Raw genomic sequence first — 20,891 nt, 5'->3', positions numbered from 1 at the left:
ATGCAATGGGCACAAAAAAGCCCGCCTACCATGGTAGCCGGGCTGTTGCGTTTGGAGCGGACAACGGGGCGTCCGCGTATCCGCTTCGCGGATCCGCACCGGCTTCGGCCGCCTGCCGGCGACCTCGCCAGCTCGCTACAAACGCTCCGCGTTTGCTTAACGCTCGCTCCCTCTCGGGTTCGAGCCCAGGCGATGGGTACGAAAAAGCCCGGCTACCGTAGTAGCCGGGCTGTTGCGCTTGGAGCGGACAACGGGGCTCGAACCCGCGACCCCAACCTTGGCAAGGTTGTGCTCTACCAACTGAGCCATGTCCGCATATGTAAAACAAAACGGGCGCCGGAGCGCCCGGATGTTACCTGGAGGCGAAGCCCGGATTCGAACCGGGGGTAAAGGCTTTGCAGGCCTCTGCCTTACCACTTGGCCACTTCGCCGAAAAAGGACCGCCTAAACGGTCCGTAAATGCAATGGAGCGGACAACGGGGCTCGAACCCGCGACCCCAACCTTGGCAAGGTTGTGCTCTACCAACTGAGCCATGTCCGCTTGCGGGTTATTAATTTACGCGAGTTGTCCAAAAGACGCAAGTACTTTTTTCAAAAAACTTGTCTGACGCATGTTCTTAGTAGCTAAACGCGCTAAAGCGATTGGCTAGGCACACGATTCCAGCGCTCCGCTAAACAGCTTCACCATCTGCACGCGCGTGCCGGCGCCGTCCGTACGACGAGCAACCTCCACGTTATCGACGAGCATACGCATAAGCTTGATACCGCGGCCGCGTTCCTCGGATGCGACCGGCTCGCTCGTTTCATCGATAGAATAGCCAGCACCTCGATCAAGCACCTCAACCACAACGCGATCGCCATAGGCCTGAACCGTCAGGACGCACCCGATACCGCCAGCATGGTCATAGGCATTACCCAGTGCCTCCCCCGACGCCAATGCGACATCGTAGCGCTCGTCACGGCGCAACGGAAGCGATTCAAGGAGTTCGGCGATGCGATGTCGGTAGTATGGAAGATTCTCGATACCCTGACGGACCTCGACGCTCTTACTCCAGCGAGGCAGCTCCCCCACCGGAATGGCGGGAATAGACTCCCGTGCCTGCCCCGCGACATGAAGGATATCGACAAGACGAGCAATCTCCAAAAAGCGAACAACTTCACCTGATGCATTGACGAGCGAAAGCAGGCCTTCTCGCCTCATGAGCTCACGAGCGCGCGTAAGCAGGAATGCCAAGCCCGTCGAATCGATAAAGCTAACAGCCTGACAGTTGATGACGACACGACGCACGCCGCGGCCAATCAAAGCATCCAACCGCCGACGCAGCGCAGGCACCGTGGCGATGTCGATATCGCCTGGTGGCGTCAAAACCGCTATGTCATTCCACTCATTCATACGACCATGGTTCCCCAAAAGAGCTTGTTCGATGCATGCCTTTCCGCAACCGTGCGGATTCGGCGCGCCCAGCGTCGCTGTTTAGGACCGGCCCCGCAAAAACTCAAGGGACACTAATGCAATGTCATCGTCCAGCGCCGATTCGGTAAATCGGTCGAGCTCGCCCAAGACCTTGCCGCAGATTCCCGATACGCCCTCACCCGAGACAGAGAGCAGAAGATCACGAAGGCGCTGCTCGCCAAAGAACGCTCCGGTGCGGTCGCGGGCCTCAATCGTTCCATCCGTATACATGAAGAGCATGTCGCCAGGAGCGAACGTAAACACGCCCGTCTCGTAAACCATGCTCTCAAATGCACCGATTACGCCCGATTGGCATCCAAGCAGCTCGACCTCTCCCCCACGGGCCTCGCCGCCACCCAGCGGCATCGACTCTGGCCTGATGACCATGGTCGGAGGATGGCCCGCCGAACAATACGTTGCGCGTCCGGTTTTAAGGTCAATCTTGGCGATAAAGGCCGTCACGAACGTCTCGACCCTCGAGAAGCCCATGAGCATGCTGTTAAGGGAGCGTGCCATGCGGGCCGGTCCAGCGCCCTCCCAGGCATATGCCGTCAGGGCCGTCTTGACGAGCGCAGACATTGATGCAGCCTCAATGCCTTTGCCAGACACATCGCCCAGAATCATGACGGCGCAGTCGTCGGGAAGACGGATGAGCGTATAGAAATCGCCGCCGACCAACGCTGAGTTCGTGGCCGACAGGTACACCGAATCGGCGGCGATTCCCGGAACATCCCCCAGTGAATTTCTCATGCCAATCTGGAGGGTCTGAGCGATATGGCGCTCCTCGCGCTTTTGAGATTCGCCTTCGTAGATCAGTTCAAAGTCATGCGCCAAGTGCACCAAGTAGTCATATTCAAGGTCATCAATCGGCTCTTGGCTACCATCACGAAGCAGCAGCGCGCGCGTCGTCGGGCCCTTCGCAACAGAAGCAGGAACGATCGCGTCGTTACTGTGCTTGCCATCGCCCTCAGAGCGCGGGCGCCCCGCCTCGATGCCGGCGTCGACGTAGAGACCCTGGCAAGGCAGGCCATGTGCCCTAAGCCAGCCTCCCATAGGCATCGATTCGTCAACGCGAGTTATACGGACGTGTTTAAGGTCCTCGGCACTCGTGCCGCCCAAAACAGATGCCTCAAAGCCATCAGGGGCAGCCCCCAAACGTGCCGCTGGCGCCGTCGTGGAAAAGAAAAGCTTCTCGGGATCGTCCGGCAAAGCAACGCGACTGCCGCCTTCAAAATCTATGACGTAGGAATCCAGCCTGGCGTCATACTCAATAGGGCAAAAATGGCAGTTGAGCATATTGCAGATCTCGGACGATACCGTCTGGGTAGCCGCGGCGGAATCGTCTAGAAAGGTAAACAACTCATCCCGCAAGACATTGAGCGAGCGGCCAAGCTCGGCCGTGCGACGGGAGCGAAGGCTCGATGCCATGCCGACCAGCTGGATAGACAGGTAATCGCAAATGACCTCAAGTACATTAACGTCATAGGCGAGCGGTGCCTGGGGGCGTTTCCAACCAACTTCCAGCACGCCAAGGATCTGCGTACCGTAAAAAACGGGAAGACAGATTTCACTGCGGTACGGAGGCATATCCTGCATGCGCAACAGGTGCTTAGAACGATTATCCAGGTCCATGAACATACCGGAGGCGGCCTTATCGCCCTCAAGGTCCTGTTGAATCGACAAGCGACAGGCACGCGACTCGCGAAGAACATACGTCGGAATGCCAGCGCCATACGGCAAAAACTCGGGCAGGTAGCTGTCGAGCAGCTCCTTGGAAACACCGCGAAGCTTAAAGCCGCCGCTCTCAGAAAAATAGATAGCAGCACCCGAAGCATCGAGCGTTCCTACAAGCTGGTTCAAAACGGTATCAAGCAGGCTGGGTAACTCATCGGAGCCCACAGTGCTCATAATGACCGAGAGCGTGCCAGAGAGACGCTTGTTCGCCACTCTAAGCTCCGATAACGCACGCTTGAGTTGCCGGTCGTGAGAATACTGTTCCTCAATACTATGAAGCGCCACCAGGACACGTGGTGCGCGGCGCCCAAAGATGCGTGGAGGCGTTACGGAGCCCGCACGAACCAAGACGGGAATGAAAGAGCCGTCACTCAGTTTGAGCATCAGTTGGTTCTCTGAGCCATCAGTTTCAAATGGCAGACGATGTTCCGTCGCACGCTCAAAAGCGGACGAGTACAGGACGTCTTTAATATCTCCACCGATGACGTCGGCGCGTTCCTCGCACATCAAACCAAGTAAGCGATTATTCACATGCAGAATGGTTCCGTCGAGCTCGCAGATGATGACAGCATCGCTCGTGATCTCGACTAGTTGGGCAACGTCTGCCCACTCGTTGCGTTCAAGCGTTTCCATCGTGGACCCCACCGTCTATCGGTAACAAAAAAGCCTCCGAAGAGGCTTCTCAAAAGCGATGGTGTCGGAGGCGGGACTTGAACCCGCATGACCAAAAAGCGGTCACTAGCACCTCAAGCTAGCGCGTCTGCCAATTCCGCCACTCCGACATGCTATGTTGTTGAATCACGGTTCGTTTTGTTGGACCCGCGCGTTCAACGAGGAAGATAATAACCTATAATTCGAGAACTGTGCAAGCACTTTTTTGAAAAAAGTTTACTATTTTGTAAATGCACAGGTAGATTGGTATGGCCGGGTCGGAATGGGGGCACTTCCCAGCGCGTCCTCGGGCATGCGGGACATTTTGATTCGCGCTTCGCGCTACAAAATGTCCCGCCCCCTGCGGAATGCGCTGGGAAGTGCCCCCATTCCGACCCTACGTCCACGTACTCCAGACGCCATTCTCAAACATATTCTGGGGCTGATGTAAATTTGGTGGCTCGGCTTTGCCGAGCCCTTATATGGGGAGGCCGGAGCTAAAGCTCCGGCCTCACTAACTTTCCTACTAGATTAAGTAAGCGATCAAGGAATCGCCCCCCTGCAGCGGTAACACAGGGCCCGTGCTGGACTTAGTTTTCAGAACATTCCGCAGACCAAGAAACCCCCTTATCCACAGCTCCGAAGGAGCAGGATAAGGGGGTTTCCAAGGTCGAGGACGTTCTGAAAACTAAGTCCAGCACGGGCCCGGACAAACAGCCGACTACAGGTCGATGTGCGATTCCTTGATCGGGAACGGCTCCGCGAAGTGGCAGGCGCAGCAGTGACCCGGTGCGACTTCCTTAAACTCGGGAAGCTTCTCGGAGCAGATGCCCTGCGCGATCGGGCAGCGCGTGTGGAAACGGCATCCGGTCGGCGGATCCAGCGGCGACGGCGGATCGCCGGCAAGGATGATGCGCTTGCGGGTCTTCTGAATATCCGGATCGGGCACCGGCACGGCAGACAGCAGCGACTGCGTGTACGGGTGGTGCGGCTCACTGTAGAGCGTCTTCCAGTCCGAAACCTCGACCATCTTGCCGAGATACATAACGGCAACGCGATCAGAAATGTGCTGCACGACGGACAGGTCGTGGGCGATAAACAGATACGCCGTACCAAACTTGTCCTGAAGTTCCTTGAGCAGGTTCAGAACCTGAGCCTGAATGGAAACATCCAGAGCGGAAACGGGCTCGTCGCAGATGATCAGCTTGGGCTTCAAAGCGAAGGCGCGTGCGATGCCGACACGCTGACGCTGACCGCCCGAGAACTCGTGCGGATAGCGGTTGATGTGCTCGGGGTTCAGTCCAACGACGTCGAGAAGCTCGCGAACACGCTCGATACGCTCCTCCTTGGTGCCCACGCCGTGAATAGTCATGGGCTCGGAGACGATCTCGCCAATGGTCATACGGGGGTTCAGCGAAGCATAGGGGTCCTGGAAGATGAACTGCATCTCGCGACGCATATCCTTGATCTCGTGCTTGCTCATCTCGGCAACGTCTTTGCCCTGGAAGAACACTTTGCCTGCCGTCGGCTTGGTCAGGCGCATGATGGTGCGGCCCGTCGTGGACTTACCGCAACCAGACTCACCAACCAGACCAAAGGTCTCACCAGGATAAATCTCAAACGAGATGTCGTTTACAGCAGAGACGACGCGCTTGGAAAAACGCTTGGCGAACATGCCGGACTCTGCGGGGAATTCCTTAGAGAGGTGCTCGACCTTCAGCAGCGGAGTGCGCTCGTTCTTATCTGCCATTTACGCCTCGCCTCCCTTCTCGGAATCCTTGCGCGTACGGGACGTCGCAGGAGCATTCTTGAGGAACTCGGGGTCGCCGGAGTAGTGGCACGCGGAATAATGGCCAGACTCAGTGACAACACGCTCAGGACGCTGCTTGCGGCACTTATCGGTCGCATAGGGGCAACGAGGCGAGAACACGCAACCCTCGGGCAGGTTCATGAGCGAGGGCGGGTTGCCGTGAATCGGCGTCAGCGGCTTCTTCTCATCGATAGCCTGCTCCGGGATGGAGCGGATAAGGCCCCAGGTGTAGGGATGACGGCTCTCGTAGAAGATCTCTTCGGCAGTACCGAACTCGACGGGACGGCCGGCGTACATAACCATGATCTTATCGGCCATATCGGCGACGACGCCCAGGTCATGGGTAATCATGATGATGGCGTTGCCGTTCTTCTCCTGCATTTCCTGCATAAGCTCAATAATCTGAGCCTGAATGGTAACGTCCAGGGCAGTCGTGGGCTCGTCGGCAATCAGAATATCGGGATCACAGGCAAGGGCCATGGCGATCATGACGCGCTGACGCATACCGCCGGAGAACTGGTGCGGGTACTCGTTGACACGCTTCTCGGGCTCGGGAATGCCAACGAGGTCCAAAAGCTCGGTGGCGCGCTTGAGCGCCTCCTGCTTGGAATAGCCACGGTGCAGACGAAGACCCTCGCCCACCTGCTTACCGATCTTATAGACCGGGTTCAAGGAGGTCATAGGATCCTGGAAGATCATCGCGATATCGTTACCGCGAACGTGCTGCATCTCTTCCTCAGTCATTTCGAGGATAGAACGACCGCGATAACGAACGTCGCCACCCTCAATCTTTCCCGGAGGCATCGAGATAAGGCCCATGATGGTCATGGCGGTCACAGACTTACCGGAGCCGGACTCGCCGACGACGCCCAGGGTCTCGCCACGATCGAGCGTGTAGGACACACCGTCGACGGCGCGAACGACGCCATCCTCGGTGTGGAAATACATCTTAAGGTCATCGACCTCGAGCAGATGCTGGCCCTCGGGAACCGGCTGGTCCTTCAGGTCCACATAGTTCTTGTTCTTCTTCATCCTTATGCGTCCTTCATCTTGACGTCGAGGGCGTCGCGCAGACCGTCACCCAGCAGGGTGAAGGCGAGCACCGTCGAGAGAATTGCCAAACCGGGCATGATCATCATCCAGGGAGCAGTCAGAAGATACTGCTGACCGTCCTGAATCATGGAGCCCCACGAAGGCGTAGGCGGGATAACGCCCATGCCGAGGAAGGACAGAGCGGACTCGGTCAGAATAGCGCCACCAATGTTCATGGTCGCGTAGACCACGATAGAAGCAACGGAGTTCGGGAAGATATGGCGCATCACGATACGCGCATCGGATGCACCCATCGCGCGAGCGGCGTCAACATAATCGTTCTCTTTGACCGTTAGGATCGCAGATCGGAAGACACGGGCAATCGAGGGCCAGCCGAGAATACCGATGGCGATGAAAACATTCTGAAGACCACGGCCGATAACGGCGATCATGGCGACAACGAACAACACGTACGGGAACGCCAGGAAGATATCCGCGAAGCGCATGATGATTGTATCCCAGATGCCGCCATAGAAACCGGCCAGGGCGCCCATGATCAGACCGATCACCGTGGAGATGGCGGTGGCCATAATACCGACGGAAAGCGAAACGCGCGCGCCGTAGATAACTCGGACGAGAATGTCGCGGCCAAGGGCGTCGGTACCAAACGGGTGCTCGGCACACGGAGCCAGCAGCGAAGTCTCGGCCATGGTCGTCGAGTCAGAAGCCGTCGGCGACCCGAGCCAGGGCTTAGCCCACAGGTCTGCGGTCAAGGCAACCAAAACGACGATGATAATCCAGCAGATACCAATAACGGCGAGCTTATTCTTGCGAAGACGCTTGAAAGCGTCGCCCCACAGCGTGCGGGACTTGGCGGGAGCAGATGCGGCCTTGGTGGCGGTAGCCTGCTCCTGAGACTGAGAATCAGTTTCCTGCATGAGACGTACCTCCCTTAGGCCTTATCCGACGGACCGCCGAGGCGGATACGCGGGTCGAGGAATGCATAGCTAATGTCAACGAGCAGGTTGATCACCATAACGACGACAACGATGAGCGTAACGCCGCCCATAACGATGGGCCAGTCGCGCATGCTAATGGCGCGGTAGACCTCAGAGCCGATACCGGGCCAGTTAAAGACCGTCTCGGTCAGGATGGCGCCCGAAAGCATGCCGCCGAAGTCGACACCAATATAGGTAACAACGGGGATGAGTGCATTCTTAAGCGCATGCTTGACGATGATCGCGCGATTGGAGAGACCCTTGGCCTTTGCCGTGCGGATGTAATCCTGATTCATGACGTCGAGTAGCTGCGAGCGCATGATGCGGGCAGCATAGGCGGTCGAAACCGAAGCCAGCGTGATGGTCGGAAGCACATAGTGCATCCAATCCTGATACTGAGAGCTGGAGCCGCCGGCACCCGAAATCGGCATGGAGAAAGCGCCGCCGGTGGCATCCTTAAGAATGACGCCAAAGAACAGCTGCAGCAGCATGCCGAGCCAGAAGGCAGGAACAGCAACGAGGATCGACGTGGTCAGCGTTACCAAAATATCCCAGAAGGAATAGCGCTTTACCGCCGAAATGATACCCGCACCGATACCCATGATTGCCTCGAGCACAATGGCGCACGCGGCGAGTTTAACCGTATACGGATACTTCTGGGCAAAGATTTCCGCAACCGGCAGCTTGCGCTGATACGAATTGCCCAGATCGCCATGAAGCAGACCATTCATGTAATTCAAGTATTGGTCCACAAGCGACGTTGGAACGGGATCGCCGTTCTCGTCAAGGATCGCGTTGCCGTCCTCGTCCGCCTGGACCAGGTGATAGCGCACGCGAAGTTGAAGCTCTACCTCGGGGGACAGAGCCTTGTCTCCACCGATCAGCTTGATCGGGTCTCCCGGCACAATATTCTGGAGGGCGAACAGAATCAACGTAACGCCCAAAAATACCGGGATGAACTGAAGCACACGTTTAACGATGTACTTACCCATACCACTCCCCTATCTAGGGATTAACCTAAATGGGATGCCGATCGCCAGACCGGCATCCCAAAATTACCATCAGCCAGTTTACCCCAGGTTAGGGAGAACTGTATGTTTCCCATGAGGTCTACGTAAATACTTGACCCTCATGGAAGCTGCAAAACTCTTAGGCGAGCTCAGCGGTACCCAGATCGGCGTGCTTCTGCGGATCGACATAGAGGTACTTGACGCGATCGGAGCCGACGATGGTGTGCGTGTAGAACATCACCGGGATAACCGGGCAGTCAGCGGCGACCATAGCGTCAGCCTCCTGCATCTTGGCGATGCGCTCGTCGTCGTCAACCGTGGCACGGGCCTCATCGACCTTGGCATCGAACTCGGGGTTGTTGTAACCGGAGCGGTTGTCGCCACCGAGGGAGTCGGAGTGGAACAGCGGGTACAGGAAGTTGTCCATGATCGGGTAATCGGCGATCCAGCCCAGACGGCCGAACTGATAGTTGAAGTTCTGATACTGCTCGAGCAGGGCAGACCACTCGGGAGTATCGGAGACGGCGGTGACGCCCACCTTGGCGAGGTCGCCGATGATGGACTCCATGATCTCCTTGTGGCCACCGTCCTGGTTGTAGGACAGGGTCACATTGATGCCACGATCGCCGTTAGCGCCAGCGGGAGCGACCTTGTCGAGGTACTCGTTAGCCTTGTCGACGTCATAGGCGCAGAACTCCCATGCGCCCTCCTTGTAGCCGGCGATTCCCGGAGGAACGATGCCGTCAGCGGGGGTACGGGTGCCCTTGAAGATGGTCTTGCAGATGGCCTCACGGTTGATAGCCAGGGAGATGCCCCTGCGCAGGTCAGCGTTGTTGAACGGCTCGGCCGTGGTGTTGCACGTCAGATAGTACGTGGAAGGCTCGGAGCCGAGCAGCATGCGCTCGCCGTCACCCATGGTGTAGCCATCCTTGGACTCGCCGCGGTCCTTCTTGGCGGCGTCGATCTGAGCAACGGGAACGTCGCAGACATCGAGGTTGCCGGCCTGGAACTCCTTGTAAGCGGTCTCCACGTCCTTGATGACCTGGAAGTGGATGGCGTCGATCTTGGCCTTGTCGCCATAGTAATCGTCAAACTTCTTGAGGTTGATCTCCTGACCATCCTCCCACTTGCCGTCCATCATGAACGGGCCGTTGCCGACCGGGGCAAGATAGAAGCTCTTGACATCGGACTCGGCGCACTCGGGAACCGGGGACAGAGCCGGGTGAGAGGCGACGAAGGGGAAGTCGGCGTAGGCAGAAGTCAGCTTGACGACGAGGGTCTCGTCATCCGGGCAGGTGACACCGGTCAGCTCGGTAGCCTTACCGGCAACCAGATCGTCATAGCCCTCGACCATGGAAAGGTGATAGGAGACCTCGGAAGGACCATACTCGGTAGCGATGGCCGACTTGGTGTTGACCAGGCGCTCCCAACCGAGCTTGAAGGACTTGGAGGTAACGTCGTCACCGTTATGGAACTTGGCCTTCTTGATCTTGAAGGTGAACTCGGTAGCGTCGTCGTTAGCCTCAAAGGACTCGCAGGCCAGCGGAACGATCTCGCCCTTCTCGTTATCGTACTCCGTCAGAGCGTCGAAGAGCTGGTATTCGACCTGAGTGCCCTGATCCTCCTGGACGTTGTAGGGGTCGATGCAGACCGGGTTGTTGATGTAGAAGTTCAGCGTCGAACCGGACTCAGAACCGGAAGCGTCGCCGCCCTTCTTGCCGCATGCGGCAAGAAAAGCCATGGAGCTCGCAGCGAGGGTGCCGCCAACAAAGGCGCGACGACCCATAACGGGCTGGTGGAACATAGAATCAGCCATGCCATCCTCCTTATGAGATAGGACAAAGTGAATTCGGCCGGGCAACGTCGAGACAGCCCAATCGAACCATTCAAACGCGGTCCGCTGTTATGGCTGGTTATGCAATGCGGGCCAACGTTTTGCAATACAGTAGCGCATTTTATGCACAATTTGGCGCTGATTCCGGTTAACGGTCGAGAATTTCTTTAGTTGGGCGAAGTATGTGGGGATATTTTGGCTCTGTTACAAGTCTGTAAACAAAAAGGGCCCCGCACATGCGGGACCCTTTACAAACGTATATACGCCGATGCTTAGTAGCCGACGATGCCCTGCGGGAAGAAGAACATGCACAGAACGACACACACGGCAAATACGACAGCCATGATGACGGTCAGGCGATCGAGGTTCTGCTCCATGACGCCCGTAGCAGAGCTGGAGTTATACAGCGAGCTAGCGATCATATCCGAAACGCCGGTGCCCTTACCGGAATGCATCAGGACGAGAATCGTCAACGCCACGGCAGAGACAGCCCAAACGACAAACAGAAGAATCTGAAACGGACCCATAGATAAGCTCCTTAATAGAACAATTCAAACTCCAGTACTGTACCACAACCCCCAACACTCCCCCACCTGCCATTTGGGGACGGGGTAGAAATGGCAGAAATACCAAAAAGGGGGTTGTCCGGTTGTGGACAACCCCCTTACTAGAAAACGGTATTTGTTTTCTATTAGGCCTCGGTGGCGAGTACGCGACCCGTCATCTCGGCGGAAGGCTCAATGCCAGCCATGGTGAGCATGGTCGGAGCGATATCGGAAAGACGTCCGTCCTCAATACCGGTGAGCTGCGCCTTCTCATCAACGATGATGAACGGCACACGGTTGGTGGTGTGAGCCGTAAACGGATGCTTGGAACCGTCGGAAGCAACGTCAAACATGTGATCGGCGTTGCCGTGATCGGCGGTAATCAGCGCAAAGCCGCCCTTAGCGAGAATCGCCGGGACAACCTTGGACAGGGCATCGTCAACAGCCTCGACGGCCTTAACGGCAGCGTCGAAGACACCGGTGTGACCAACCATGTCGCAATTTGCGAAGTTCACGATGTAGAAATCAGCGCGATCCTCGTTGATAGCGGCGACAAGCTTCTCGGTAACCTCGGGAGCGCTCATCTCGGGCTGCAGATCGTAGGTAGCAACCTTGGGGGAAGCGACGAGCACGCGCTCCTCGCCCTCCTTGGGCTCCTCGATGCCGCCGTTGAGGAAGAACGTCACGTGAGCGTACTTCTCGGTCTCGGCGGTGTGCAGCTGCTTCAGGCCATTGGCGGCGATAACGTCGGCCAGAACGTTCTCGGGGAACGTCTTGGGGAAGGCGACCTCGACGTCAAACGTCGGATCGTACTCGGTCATCGTCACAAAGTGCGAGAGCTTAATCTGCTCGCGCTCAAAGCCATCGAACTCCTTGTCCGTGAACACGCGGGTCATCTGACGAGCGCGGTCGGGACGGAAGTTGAAGAAGATGGCCGCGTCGCCCTCGTGGATGCCCTCGTTGTGGGCCGCGAAAGGCTCGACGAACTCGTCGCCGCGCGGATCCTTCTCGTAGTAGGCCTTGATACCGGCAACGGGGTCGGTATCGGCATCGGACGCGTTGACCATGACGTCGTAGGCACGCTGGATGCGCTCCCAGCGGTTGTCGCGGTCCATGGCCCAATAGCGACCCGAAACGGTGGCAACGCGAGCGTCGCAACCGGTCTCCTCGGAGATCTTAGCCAGGAAAGCGCAGAACTCGCTCATGTAGCCGGCACCGGACTGCGGATCAACGTCGCGGCCATCCATGAAGGCGTGGACGCGAACGGTCTTGACGCCATGCTGGGCAGCCATCTTGACCAGGGCCTCGACGTGGTTCATGTGAGAATGAACACCGCCAGGGCTCATAAGGCCCATGAGGTGCAGGGTCTTGCCTTCGGCCTTGACATCGTCCATAGCCTTGACGAAGACCTCGTTCTTGGCGATGGAGCCGTCCTTGATGGCGTTGTTGATGCGCGAAAGCTCCTGGAACACGATGCGGCCGGCACCGATGTTGAGGTGGCCTACCTCGGAGTTGCCCATCTGACCGTCGGGAAGGCCCACGTCCTCGCCCGAAGCACCGAGCGTGGTGTGAGGATACTTCTCGTACAGGCTATCAAGGAAGGGCGTCTTGGCAGCGGCGACGGCGTTCTCGCCATCGGCCGGAGCCAAGCCACAACCGTCCATGATGATCAGGAGTGCAGGAAGATGACGCTGTGCCATATGTCCTACTCGCCTGCCTTGACGACCATAGAGGCGAAGTCGGCAGCCTTGAGCGAAGCGCCGCCCACGAGGGCGCCGTCAACGTCGGGCTTGGCGACGAGCTCGGCGATGTTGCCGGGCTTGGCAGAGCCACCATAGAGAACGCGGATGCCGTTAGCGAGCTCCTCGCCAAACATCTCCTTGAGGGTCTCACGGATAGCGCCGCAGACCTCCTGAGCGTCCTCAGCGGTAGCGGTCTTGCCGGTGCCGATGGCCCAGATGGGCTCGTAGGCGACGACGACCTGCTTGGGGCAGGTGATCTCAAGACCGGCAAGGCCAGCCTTGACCTGGTTCACGACGTGCTCGACATAGGTGCCAGCCTCGCGGACCTCGAGGGACTCGCCGCAGCAGAAGACGGGAACAAGACCGGCGGCAACGAGAGCCTTGGCCTTCTTGTTCTGATCCTCGTCGGTCTCGTGGAAGTAGTCACGACGCTCGGAGTGACCGATAATGCAGTAGGTGCAGCCAGCGGACTTGAGCATGTCGCAAGAGGACTCACCGGTGAAGGCACCCTTGGCCTCCCAGTACACGTTCTGTGCACCGAGGGCGATGGGGGCAGCCTGAATGCGGTCATGAACCGTGGTGATGTCAATGGTCGGAGGGCAGACGAGCACCTCGACGCCAGCCGGAACCTCGGGCAGAGCCTGAGCCAGCTCGTCGGCGAGCTTGGCGGCCTCGGCGACGTCGTTGTTCATCTTCCAGTTACCAGCGATAAGAAGGGTGCGATTAGGCATCGAGAAGCGCCTCCACTCCGGGCAGGGCCTTACCCTCGACGAGCTCCATGGAAGCGCCGCCACCGGTGGAGATCCAGCTCATCTTGTCGGCCAGGTTGAACTTGTTGACAGCCGCGACAGAGTCACCACCGCCGATGATCGAGGTGCAGTCGGCCTCGGCGACGGCCTCGGCGATAGCCTGGGTGCCGTGAGCGAAGTTGTCGAACTCGAAGACGCCCATGGGGCCGTTCCAGAACACGGTCTTGGCGCCCTTGACGGCCTCGGCGTAGAGCTCCTCGGTCTTGGGGCCGATGTCCATGCCCTCACGATCGTCGGGGATAGCGTCGGAAGCGACAACCTCGGGGACAGCGTCCTCGCCAAAGTGATCGGCAACGCGGTTGTCGATGGGGAGCAGGATCTTGACGCCCTTCTCCTCGGCCTTCTTGAGCATCTCGCCGGCGCGCTCGACCCAGTCCTCTTCCTTGAGGGACTGACCGACGGTCAGGCCCTGAGCCAGGAAGAAGGTGTAGGCCATGCCGCCACCGATGATCAGGGTGTCAGCGGAGTCGATGAGGTGATCGAGAACGCCGATCTTGGAGGAAACCTTGGAACCGCCGACGATAGCGACGAAGGGGCGCTCGGGCTCGGCGAAGATGCCGGTCAGCGTGTCGACCTCCTTCTCGAGCAGGAAGCCGGCGACGGCAGGCAGGTAAGCGGCGGGGCCCACGACGGAACCCTGGGCGCGGTGAGCGGTGCCGAAAGCATCGAGAACGAAGACGTCACCATAGGAAGCGAGCTTCTTGGCGATCTCGGGATCGTTCTTCTTCTCACGCTTGTCGAAACGGACGTTCTCGAGAACGAGGACCTTGCCCGGCTCGACGGCGGCAACAGCCTCAGCAGCCTTCTCGCCGTAGGTGTCGGCGACAAAGGCAACATCGAGACCAGAGAGCTCAGCGAGCTTCTTGGCGACAGGCTCAAGGGAGAGCTCGGGCTGGAAGCCGGTGCCATCGGGACGGCCGAGGTGGCTCATGAGGATGACGCGAGCGTTGTGCTCAACGAGGTAGTTGATGGTGGGCAGGGCAGCCTTGATGCGGGTGGTGTCGCCAACGACGCCATCCTTGATAGGCACGTTGAAGTCAACGCGGACGAGAACGCGCTTGCCGTCGACATCGATGTCGCGGACGGTCTTCTTGGTAAAGGCCATGTTTGCTTCTACCTTTCGTACGTGTCTGCCTCCCATTACGGCAGACGATTTCCTATAAAAAGGGCGCGACCCTAGGGTGTAAGCCCTATGAGGCCGCGCCCTTCATTAGACGCTCAACGAGCTATTCGCTAAAAGCTAAATTAAGCAACGAACTTCTCGAAGTACTTGATGGTGCGGACCATCTGAGAGGTGTAGGAGTTCTCGTTGTCGTACCAAGAGGTGACCTGAACGAGGGTCTGGCCGTTGCCGAGGTCAGAGCACATGGTCTGAGTGGCGTCGAAGATGGAGCCGTGGGTCTCGCCGATGATGTCGGTGGAGACGATGTCGTCCTCGTTGTAACCGAAGGTCTCGGAGATGGTGGAAGCGTAGGCCTTCATAGCGGCGTTGACCTCGTCGACGGTGACCTTCTTGTCAACAACAGCGTAGAGGTTGGTGATGGAGCCGGTCGGCGTCGGGACGCGCTGGGCGGCACCGATGAGCTTACCGTTGAGCTCGGGGAGAACCAGGCCGATAGCCTTGGCAGCACCGGTGGTGTTGGGGACGATGTTGACGGCGCAGGCGCGGCTACGACGCTTGTTGCCCTTGCGCTGCGGGCCGTCGAGCGGCATCTGGTCGCCGGTCCAGGCGTGAATGGTGGTCATGATGCCGGACACGATGGGAGCGAAGTCGTTCAGACCCTTGGCCATCGGGGCGAGGCAGTTGGTGGTGCAGGAAGCAGCGGAGATGATGTTGTCCTCAGCGGTCAGCGTCTCGTGGTTGACGTTGTACACGATGGTGGGCAGATCGCTGCCGGCCGGAGCGGAGATGACGACCTTCTTGGCGCCAGCGTTGATGTGGGCCTGAGCCTTAGCCTTGCTGGTGTAGAAGCCGGTGCACTCGAGAACGACGTCGACGTCGAGGTCGCCCCAAGGCAGGTTGTTGGCGTCGGCCTCCTTGTAGATCTTGATCTCCTTGCCGTCAACGGTGATGGAATCCTCGCCAGCAACGACCTCGTGATCGCGAGCGTAGTTGCCCTGCGTGGAGTCGTACTTCAGCAGGTAAGCGAGCATATCGGGAGAGGTGAGGTCGTTGATAGCGACGATCTCGGAGCCCTCATGACCGAACATCTGACGGAAAGCCAGACGACCGATGCGACCGAAGCCGTTAATAGCAACCTTTACTGCCATTGTGTCTCCTTTCGTAAGGCCCCCGCAAGCTACAGCGCCCGCCGTTGAGGCCCACAAACTAACCACTCGCCTAATATACCTTTTTTTTGACTTGAATTTCACGAGAATAGTCGAAATTGAAAATCAAATTTACGTTAAAACGTTTTAAAGAATAAAATAGCAGCTAAATCCGTATATAAGTCGATGCTATAAACTACCTGTTTGCTTCAATGAGCTTTTCAAGCCTCAAAACTCGATGGTAGAGGGCCGACTTCGACAAGGGAGGGTCAGCCATCTCCCCTAAATCACGCAGCGACAGATCGGGATAGCGCTCGCGCAGGTCGCAAAAGACCGCCAAGGCATCCGGAAGCGCATCGCGAAGGCCGCGCTGCTCGAGCTCATCGATAAGCGCAAGCTGATGCTGGGCAGCACCGGCGCTTCTGGTCTGGTTGGCGAGCTCGGCGTTCACGCGACGGTTCACATCGTTCTTAACCAACTTGACCGCGCGCGCCTCCTCAATCTCGGCAACGCTGCGCTTGGCACCAATCAGCTTTAAAAGATGCTCGATTTCCTCGGCGCTCTTTATGTACACGGCATAAGACCCCCGCCGTGCATTAACACGCGCATGGACCCCAATCTGCTCCAACAGATCGCAAAGCCCCTTGGCATATTGCTCACCCTGTACCGCAATCTCCAAATGAAAATCGCCGCGTGGATCGGCCACGAAGCCGCCCGCGATGAGCGCGCCGCGGATATAGGCAAGTCTGCAGCAAGGACGGGCAACGATATGCCGGGGCACACCGGCGACAAGTCCTCCCCTCCGGTCGAGGATACCCAGCAGCACCAGAGCCTTATCCAAATCGGGCTGATCGGGCAAGGTGATGAGATAATTTCGAACCTTATGCAATACAGATTTGCGGACGGTGAACTCCGTTTTGAGTTTAAGGATGCGATGCGTCAGCGTGATCATCGTGCGCGCTACGGCTCCCGTCTCAGTCGCAACCGTCAAACGATACCGCCCAGAGCCGGTAAGCGAGAGCGTACCACTCACGCGCGTGAGGGCGGCAAGCGTCGACAAGTCGCAGTATTCACATTCGGGTTCGCAGCGCGCAAGCTCGTCACGCACCTCGGCGGTAAACGACATGCAGGCCTATGCTTTCGTGTTGGCGCGCGACAAGTCGCGATGGGAAATGCTCACGTGATACTGGGCGCCTTCCAAGTAACGTGCCGTGGCCTCGGCGATGGCAACGCTGCGGTGCTGACCGCCCGTGCAACCGATGGCAATAGAAAGCTGCGGCTTGCCCTCTGCGATATAACCCGGCATCACCGTATCGAGCAGCTGCGTCCAGGCCTTCCAGAACTCCTGCGTCTTAGGATGGTCCAGAACAAAGTCGGAGACTTTCTTATCGAGACCAGTCATGGTGCGCATCTCGGGATCGTAGAACGGATTGGGCAGGAAGCGAACGTCGATCATAATGTCCGCCTCGACGGGCATACCGTGCTTAAAGCCAAACGAGAACACGTGAACGTCCATGAGCTGCTGGTCGGACAACTCGGAGAACGCCATGCGCAATTTGTTGCGCAGCGCAGAGGTGCGTAGGCGGCTCGTGTCGATGATCATATCGGCTCGATCGCGCACACCCTGCAGCTGCAGGCGCTCGCGCTGAATCGCATCGGCCGTAGTCTCCCCCGGCTTGGCAATGGGATGACGGCGGCGATTTTCGCTGTAGCGACGAATCAGCACCTCGTCAGAGGCCTCGAGAAAAACGATGTCGCAGCTCATCTCGCGCTCCTCGAGCGCGGCGACCGCATCGAGCAACTCGTCAAACAGTCCCTGGCTACGCAAATCGCAGGTGACGGCGAGATGCCTGCCCACGCCCGTATTGATGCCGACGAGCTCGGCAAGCTGGGCGATCAGACGCGGAGGCAGGTTATCGATGCAAAAATAGCCCATGTCCTCGAACACGTGCATGGCCTGCGTGCGGCCCGATCCGGACATTCCGGTGATGATGACGATATCGGGGATGCGCTCCGAGCGCTCCGCCGCATCCATGGCATCTCCCTTTTGCATGTGCTGCCTCCCAAAAACAAGCGCGGGACCCAGCAACCCGGATCCCGCGCGGTCAATTGCCTATATTGAGTATACCGCCCCGAGCGGATACGAGGCCTGTCTTACGCCTCAAGCGCAGCCTTGAACCAACTCGTAATACTCGTGGGGTGCGTGATGGCGGTGCCGACGACAACGGCCCAGGCGCCAGCATCGATCGCAGCGCGAGCCTCCTCGGGCGTGTGCACGCGGCCCTCGCAGATGATGGGAAGACCGGGGAATTCCTCGGTCGCCTGACGCAGGAGTGGCAGGTCGGGGCCATCGGCCATGGTGCAGTCGATGGCGGCGACGCCGTGAGAAAGCGTGGTGGATACCAGGTCAAAGCCCATATCAACCGCACGGCGAATGTCCTCGATGGTGGCACAATCCGCCATCAGGAGCACACCCTCCTCGTGCAGCGGGCGGAAGGTATCCTCGACGGTCTTGCCATCGGGACGCGGACGATCGGTGGCGTCGATCGCCACGATATCGGCACCGGCAGCAACGCAGGCGCGAGCGTGACGCAGCGTCGGCGTGATGTAAACGCCCTCGTGTCCATCCTTCCACAGGCCGATGACGGGAACCTCACAGCGACCCTTAATAGCGGCAATGTCGGCAAGGCCCTGACAGCGAATGGCGGCGGCGCCGCCAAGCTCGCAAGCGCGAGACATTTGAGCCATGGTCTCGGGCGTACGAAGCGGCTCGCCCATATACGCCTGAACGCTCACGACGAGCTTGCCCTTCAGGGATTGAATCAAAGGATCGACGGTCATAAGGCTGCAACCTTTCTCAGAACAGCCTCCCGAGGCGTGCTGTCTCGGGAGGCTCCTACAGCAGATACGTTTACTTCAACGAGGCAAGAAGATGCTCAGCGGCACCGATGAGCGGAGCATCGCCCTCCAGAGAACCGATGAGGATCGGCGTGTCCTGAAGCGGATCGAGCGCCTGGCTGGCATAGCCCTCGTGCACCGAATCCTTCCACGTCTGCGAACGCCAATCGGGACCTTGGTGAATCACGCCGCCCGAAAGCACGATGACCTCAGGGTCCAGGATGTTAGCGAGCGAGCCCAAGCTGGCGCCCAGCGCAAAGCCGGCGTCATGGATGACCTCGGTCGCCTTTGCGTCGCCAGCACGACACAGGTCGTTCACGTCGCGACCGACCGAAGGACGGCTGGGGTCAACTCGACCGAAGCGTTCGTCGTACATACGGCCAATCGAGGTGCCCGAAGCAACAGACTCAAGATGGCCGGAACGCCCGCAGGCGCAGGGAATGCCGGCGGCAGCCGAGCACTCGATGTGGCCCATATGACCGGCAGCACCATGGAAGCCCTGCATCACGCGGCCGTTCTCGACATATGCGCCACCGATGCCCGTACCGATTCCCAGGCACAAGACGGAGAACTTGCCCTTGCCGACGCCCCAGTGGGCCTCGCCCAGAGCATGAGCCTGCACGTCGCCCACAACGGCAACGGGAAGACCAAGGTCCTCGCGCAGACGCGGCCCCAACTGAACGCCGGACCAGCCGGGCATGATCTCATTGGCATAAGCAATGGCGCCCGTCTTGGGATCGACGACGCCTGCGGCACCGATACCGACACCGAGAACCTCGACATCGGGATTCGCCTCAAGAGCGGCCTTGATAGACGCCTCGATACGCTGGAAGACGGCCTCGCCGCCCTCCTGGGCCTCGGTAGGAACCTCGGCCTCAAAAACGGGATGGGGCACACTACCGTCAGCCGGGTACTCCATGATGGCAGTCGCAATTTTAGTTCCGCCGATATCGACAGAGCAGACGTACTTGTTCTCCATGTCGCTCTCCTTCGGAGATAAAAACAACTACAGGAAATGCGCCGTCAGGCTAGCCGTCACAGCGCAGTAAAGGTTTTCCAGGTGTCCGAGATCGCCGAGAAACCGTGTGGCCATTGACCTAATGGGTCATGGCCACACGGTTGAACGGCGAGGTCGGGTGCCTGGGAAGCTTTACAGGAGACCGTTGTCCTGAAGGACCTTCCTAATCGCCTCGACGTTCTCGCCGGTCATGGCCTTCACCGGGCGCGGCATGGTCGGGCTGTCGAAGATGCCCATGAGGTTCATAGCGGTCTTGAAGGCGCCGACGCCACCGGCATAGCCCTGGACGCCCGAGGTGACGTCCCAGATGTGCGAAATCTCATTGAGGCGATCCTGCTCGGCCTTGACGGTAGCCCAGTCGCCGGCCTGAGCGGCCTTCCACTGGCGCACGTAGCCCTCGGGCTCAACGTTGGCAAGGCCCGGGACAGAACCGTCGGCGCCACCGAGGTAAGCGCCGTCGACAACAACCTCGTGACCGGTGAGGATGCTCATCGGATGGCCGTTCTTCTCGTTCTCCTGAACGAGATAGCGGAACGAGATGTCATCACCCGAGGAATCCTTGACGCCAGCAAGGACGCCCTCGGCGCCGAGCTTGGCAAGGAGCTTCCAGGGGAGCTTGGTGTGAACGCAGACGGGAATGTCATAGGCAAAGATGGGCAGGTCGAGCTCCTCGTGCAGGATGCGGAAGTGCTCCTCGACCTCGGTCATGCCCTGCAGGGCATAGAACGGGCAGGTGGCGACAAGCGCATCGGCGCCCAGCTCCTGAGCGACCTTACCGTGCTCGATCATGCGCTCGGTCTCGGTATCGATGATGCCGACCAGGACGGGCACGCGGTGGTCGACGATACGAACGGCCTCGGCGATGATCTGGCGACGACGCTCATCGGTGGAGAAAACGACCTCGCCCGAAGAGCCCAGGAAGAACAGGCCATCGACGCCGGCATCGATCATGCGGTTGATGCTGCGCTCAAAGGAGGCAACGTCGAGCTGGTGGTCTTCGGTATCGGGAACAACGACGGGAGGGATAACGCCGGTGAATTTCTGAGTTGCCACAAGAATCTCCTTAGTTGTCTGGCGGGCGGCCCTATG

At 58.8% G+C, this 20,891-nt stretch carries 17 protein-coding genes and 4 tRNA genes; all 21 read right to left on the bottom strand.

All coding sequences use genetic code 11. The features are described 5' to 3' along the window. Positions 1-239: 239 nt before the first annotated feature. The 21 genes from AAAV21_RS07745 to AAAV21_RS07645 all read right to left on the bottom strand — a co-directional run bounded on the left by AAAV21_RS07745 (position 240) and on the right by AAAV21_RS07645 (position 20,855). Positions 240-315 (bottom strand) — tRNA-Gly (locus AAAV21_RS07745). Between the two features lie 42 nt (positions 316-357). Further along, positions 358-431, bottom strand: a tRNA-Cys gene (locus AAAV21_RS07740). 34 nt (positions 432-465) lie between these two features. Further along, positions 466-541: transfer RNA gene (locus AAAV21_RS07735), tRNA-Gly, on the bottom strand. Between the two features lie 105 nt (positions 542-646). Continuing rightward, a complete protein-coding gene (locus tag AAAV21_RS07730; RefSeq protein ID WP_349108615.1) occupies positions 647-1,393 on the bottom strand; it encodes an anti-sigma factor antagonist in 747 nt (248 codons plus the stop codon). Between the two features lie 81 nt (positions 1,394-1,474). Beyond that, positions 1,475-3,820 (bottom strand): SpoIIE family protein phosphatase, encoded by a 2,346-nt coding sequence (locus AAAV21_RS07725; RefSeq protein WP_349108612.1) that lies wholly within the window; start codon positions 3,818-3,820, stop codon positions 1,475-1,477. Positions 3,821-3,879: 59 nt separating this feature from the next. Then, a tRNA-Leu gene (locus AAAV21_RS07720) sits at positions 3,880-3,969 on the bottom strand. Positions 3,970-4,559: 590 nt separating this feature from the next. Further along, positions 4,560-5,588 carry a dipeptide ABC transporter ATP-binding protein gene (locus AAAV21_RS07715; protein ID WP_349108609.1) on the bottom strand — a complete coding sequence of 343 codons (1,029 nt, stop codon included), beginning with the start codon at positions 5,586-5,588 and terminating at the stop codon, positions 4,560-4,562. Then, entirely contained in the window at positions 5,589-6,680 is a 1,092-nt protein-coding gene (locus AAAV21_RS07710; protein ID WP_349108607.1) for an ABC transporter ATP-binding protein, read from the bottom strand. A gap of 2 nt (positions 6,681-6,682) precedes the next feature. Next, entirely contained in the window at positions 6,683-7,618 is a 936-nt protein-coding gene (locus tag AAAV21_RS07705; RefSeq protein WP_117635930.1) for an ABC transporter permease, read from the bottom strand. A gap of 14 nt (positions 7,619-7,632) precedes the next feature. Then, on the bottom strand, positions 7,633-8,670 hold the full coding sequence (locus AAAV21_RS07700) for an ABC transporter permease (RefSeq protein WP_117635931.1): 1,038 nt from the start codon (positions 8,668-8,670) through the stop codon (positions 7,633-7,635). A 157-nt stretch (positions 8,671-8,827) separates the two neighbouring features. Then, a complete protein-coding gene (locus AAAV21_RS07695; RefSeq protein ID WP_349108604.1) occupies positions 8,828-10,504 on the bottom strand; it encodes an ABC transporter substrate-binding protein in 1,677 nt (558 codons plus the stop codon). A gap of 290 nt (positions 10,505-10,794) precedes the next feature. Further along, positions 10,795-11,049 carry a preprotein translocase subunit SecG gene (gene secG / locus AAAV21_RS07690; RefSeq protein ID WP_006236144.1) on the bottom strand — a complete coding sequence of 85 codons (255 nt, stop codon included), beginning with the start codon at positions 11,047-11,049 and terminating at the stop codon, positions 10,795-10,797. A 164-nt stretch (positions 11,050-11,213) separates the two neighbouring features. Continuing rightward, positions 11,214-12,767 (bottom strand): 2,3-bisphosphoglycerate-independent phosphoglycerate mutase, encoded by a 1,554-nt coding sequence (gene gpmI / locus AAAV21_RS07685; protein ID WP_117735803.1) that lies wholly within the window; start codon positions 12,765-12,767, stop codon positions 11,214-11,216. A gap of 5 nt (positions 12,768-12,772) precedes the next feature. After that, complete coding sequence (gene tpiA / locus AAAV21_RS07680) at positions 12,773-13,540, bottom strand: triose-phosphate isomerase (RefSeq protein ID WP_022094882.1); 768 nt, start codon at positions 13,538-13,540, stop codon at positions 12,773-12,775. Beyond that, positions 13,533-14,723, bottom strand: a complete 1,191-nt coding sequence (locus AAAV21_RS07675; RefSeq protein WP_117564871.1) for a phosphoglycerate kinase — start codon at positions 14,721-14,723, stop codon at positions 13,533-13,535. Before AAAV21_RS07675 ends, tpiA begins: the two co-directional genes overlap by 8 nt. Before the next feature lie 140 nt (positions 14,724-14,863). Continuing rightward, positions 14,864-15,889, bottom strand: coding sequence for a type I glyceraldehyde-3-phosphate dehydrogenase (gene gap / locus AAAV21_RS07670; protein WP_099431436.1), 1,026 nt, complete (start codon positions 15,887-15,889; stop codon positions 14,864-14,866). 193 nt (positions 15,890-16,082) lie between these two features. Beyond that, a complete protein-coding gene (gene whiA, locus AAAV21_RS07665) occupies positions 16,083-17,012 on the bottom strand; it encodes a DNA-binding protein WhiA (protein ID WP_117800625.1) in 930 nt (309 codons plus the stop codon). Positions 17,013-17,018: 6 nt separating this feature from the next. Then, positions 17,019-17,939 (bottom strand): RNase adapter RapZ, encoded by a 921-nt coding sequence (gene rapZ / locus AAAV21_RS07660; RefSeq protein ID WP_022094878.1) that lies wholly within the window; start codon positions 17,937-17,939, stop codon positions 17,019-17,021. A gap of 101 nt (positions 17,940-18,040) precedes the next feature. Further along, entirely contained in the window at positions 18,041-18,727 is a 687-nt protein-coding gene (locus AAAV21_RS07655; protein WP_022094877.1) for an N-acetylmannosamine-6-phosphate 2-epimerase, read from the bottom strand. 70 nt (positions 18,728-18,797) lie between these two features. Continuing rightward, the gene (locus AAAV21_RS07650; protein WP_022094876.1) at positions 18,798-19,763 is read right to left on the bottom strand and encodes an ROK family protein; all 966 of its coding nucleotides are present in this window, start codon (positions 19,761-19,763) and stop codon (positions 18,798-18,800) included. A gap of 171 nt (positions 19,764-19,934) precedes the next feature. Beyond that, a complete protein-coding gene (locus tag AAAV21_RS07645) occupies positions 19,935-20,855 on the bottom strand; it encodes a dihydrodipicolinate synthase family protein (protein WP_089573615.1) in 921 nt (306 codons plus the stop codon). Between the last annotated feature and the right edge of the window lie 36 nt (positions 20,856-20,891).

The organism is Collinsella sp. CLA-AA-H302, assembly GCF_040093305.1.
In the GTDB taxonomy this organism is placed as follows: Bacteria; Actinomycetota; Coriobacteriia; order Coriobacteriales; family Coriobacteriaceae; genus Collinsella.
This window is presented reverse-complemented; position numbering and strand designations above follow the sequence as displayed.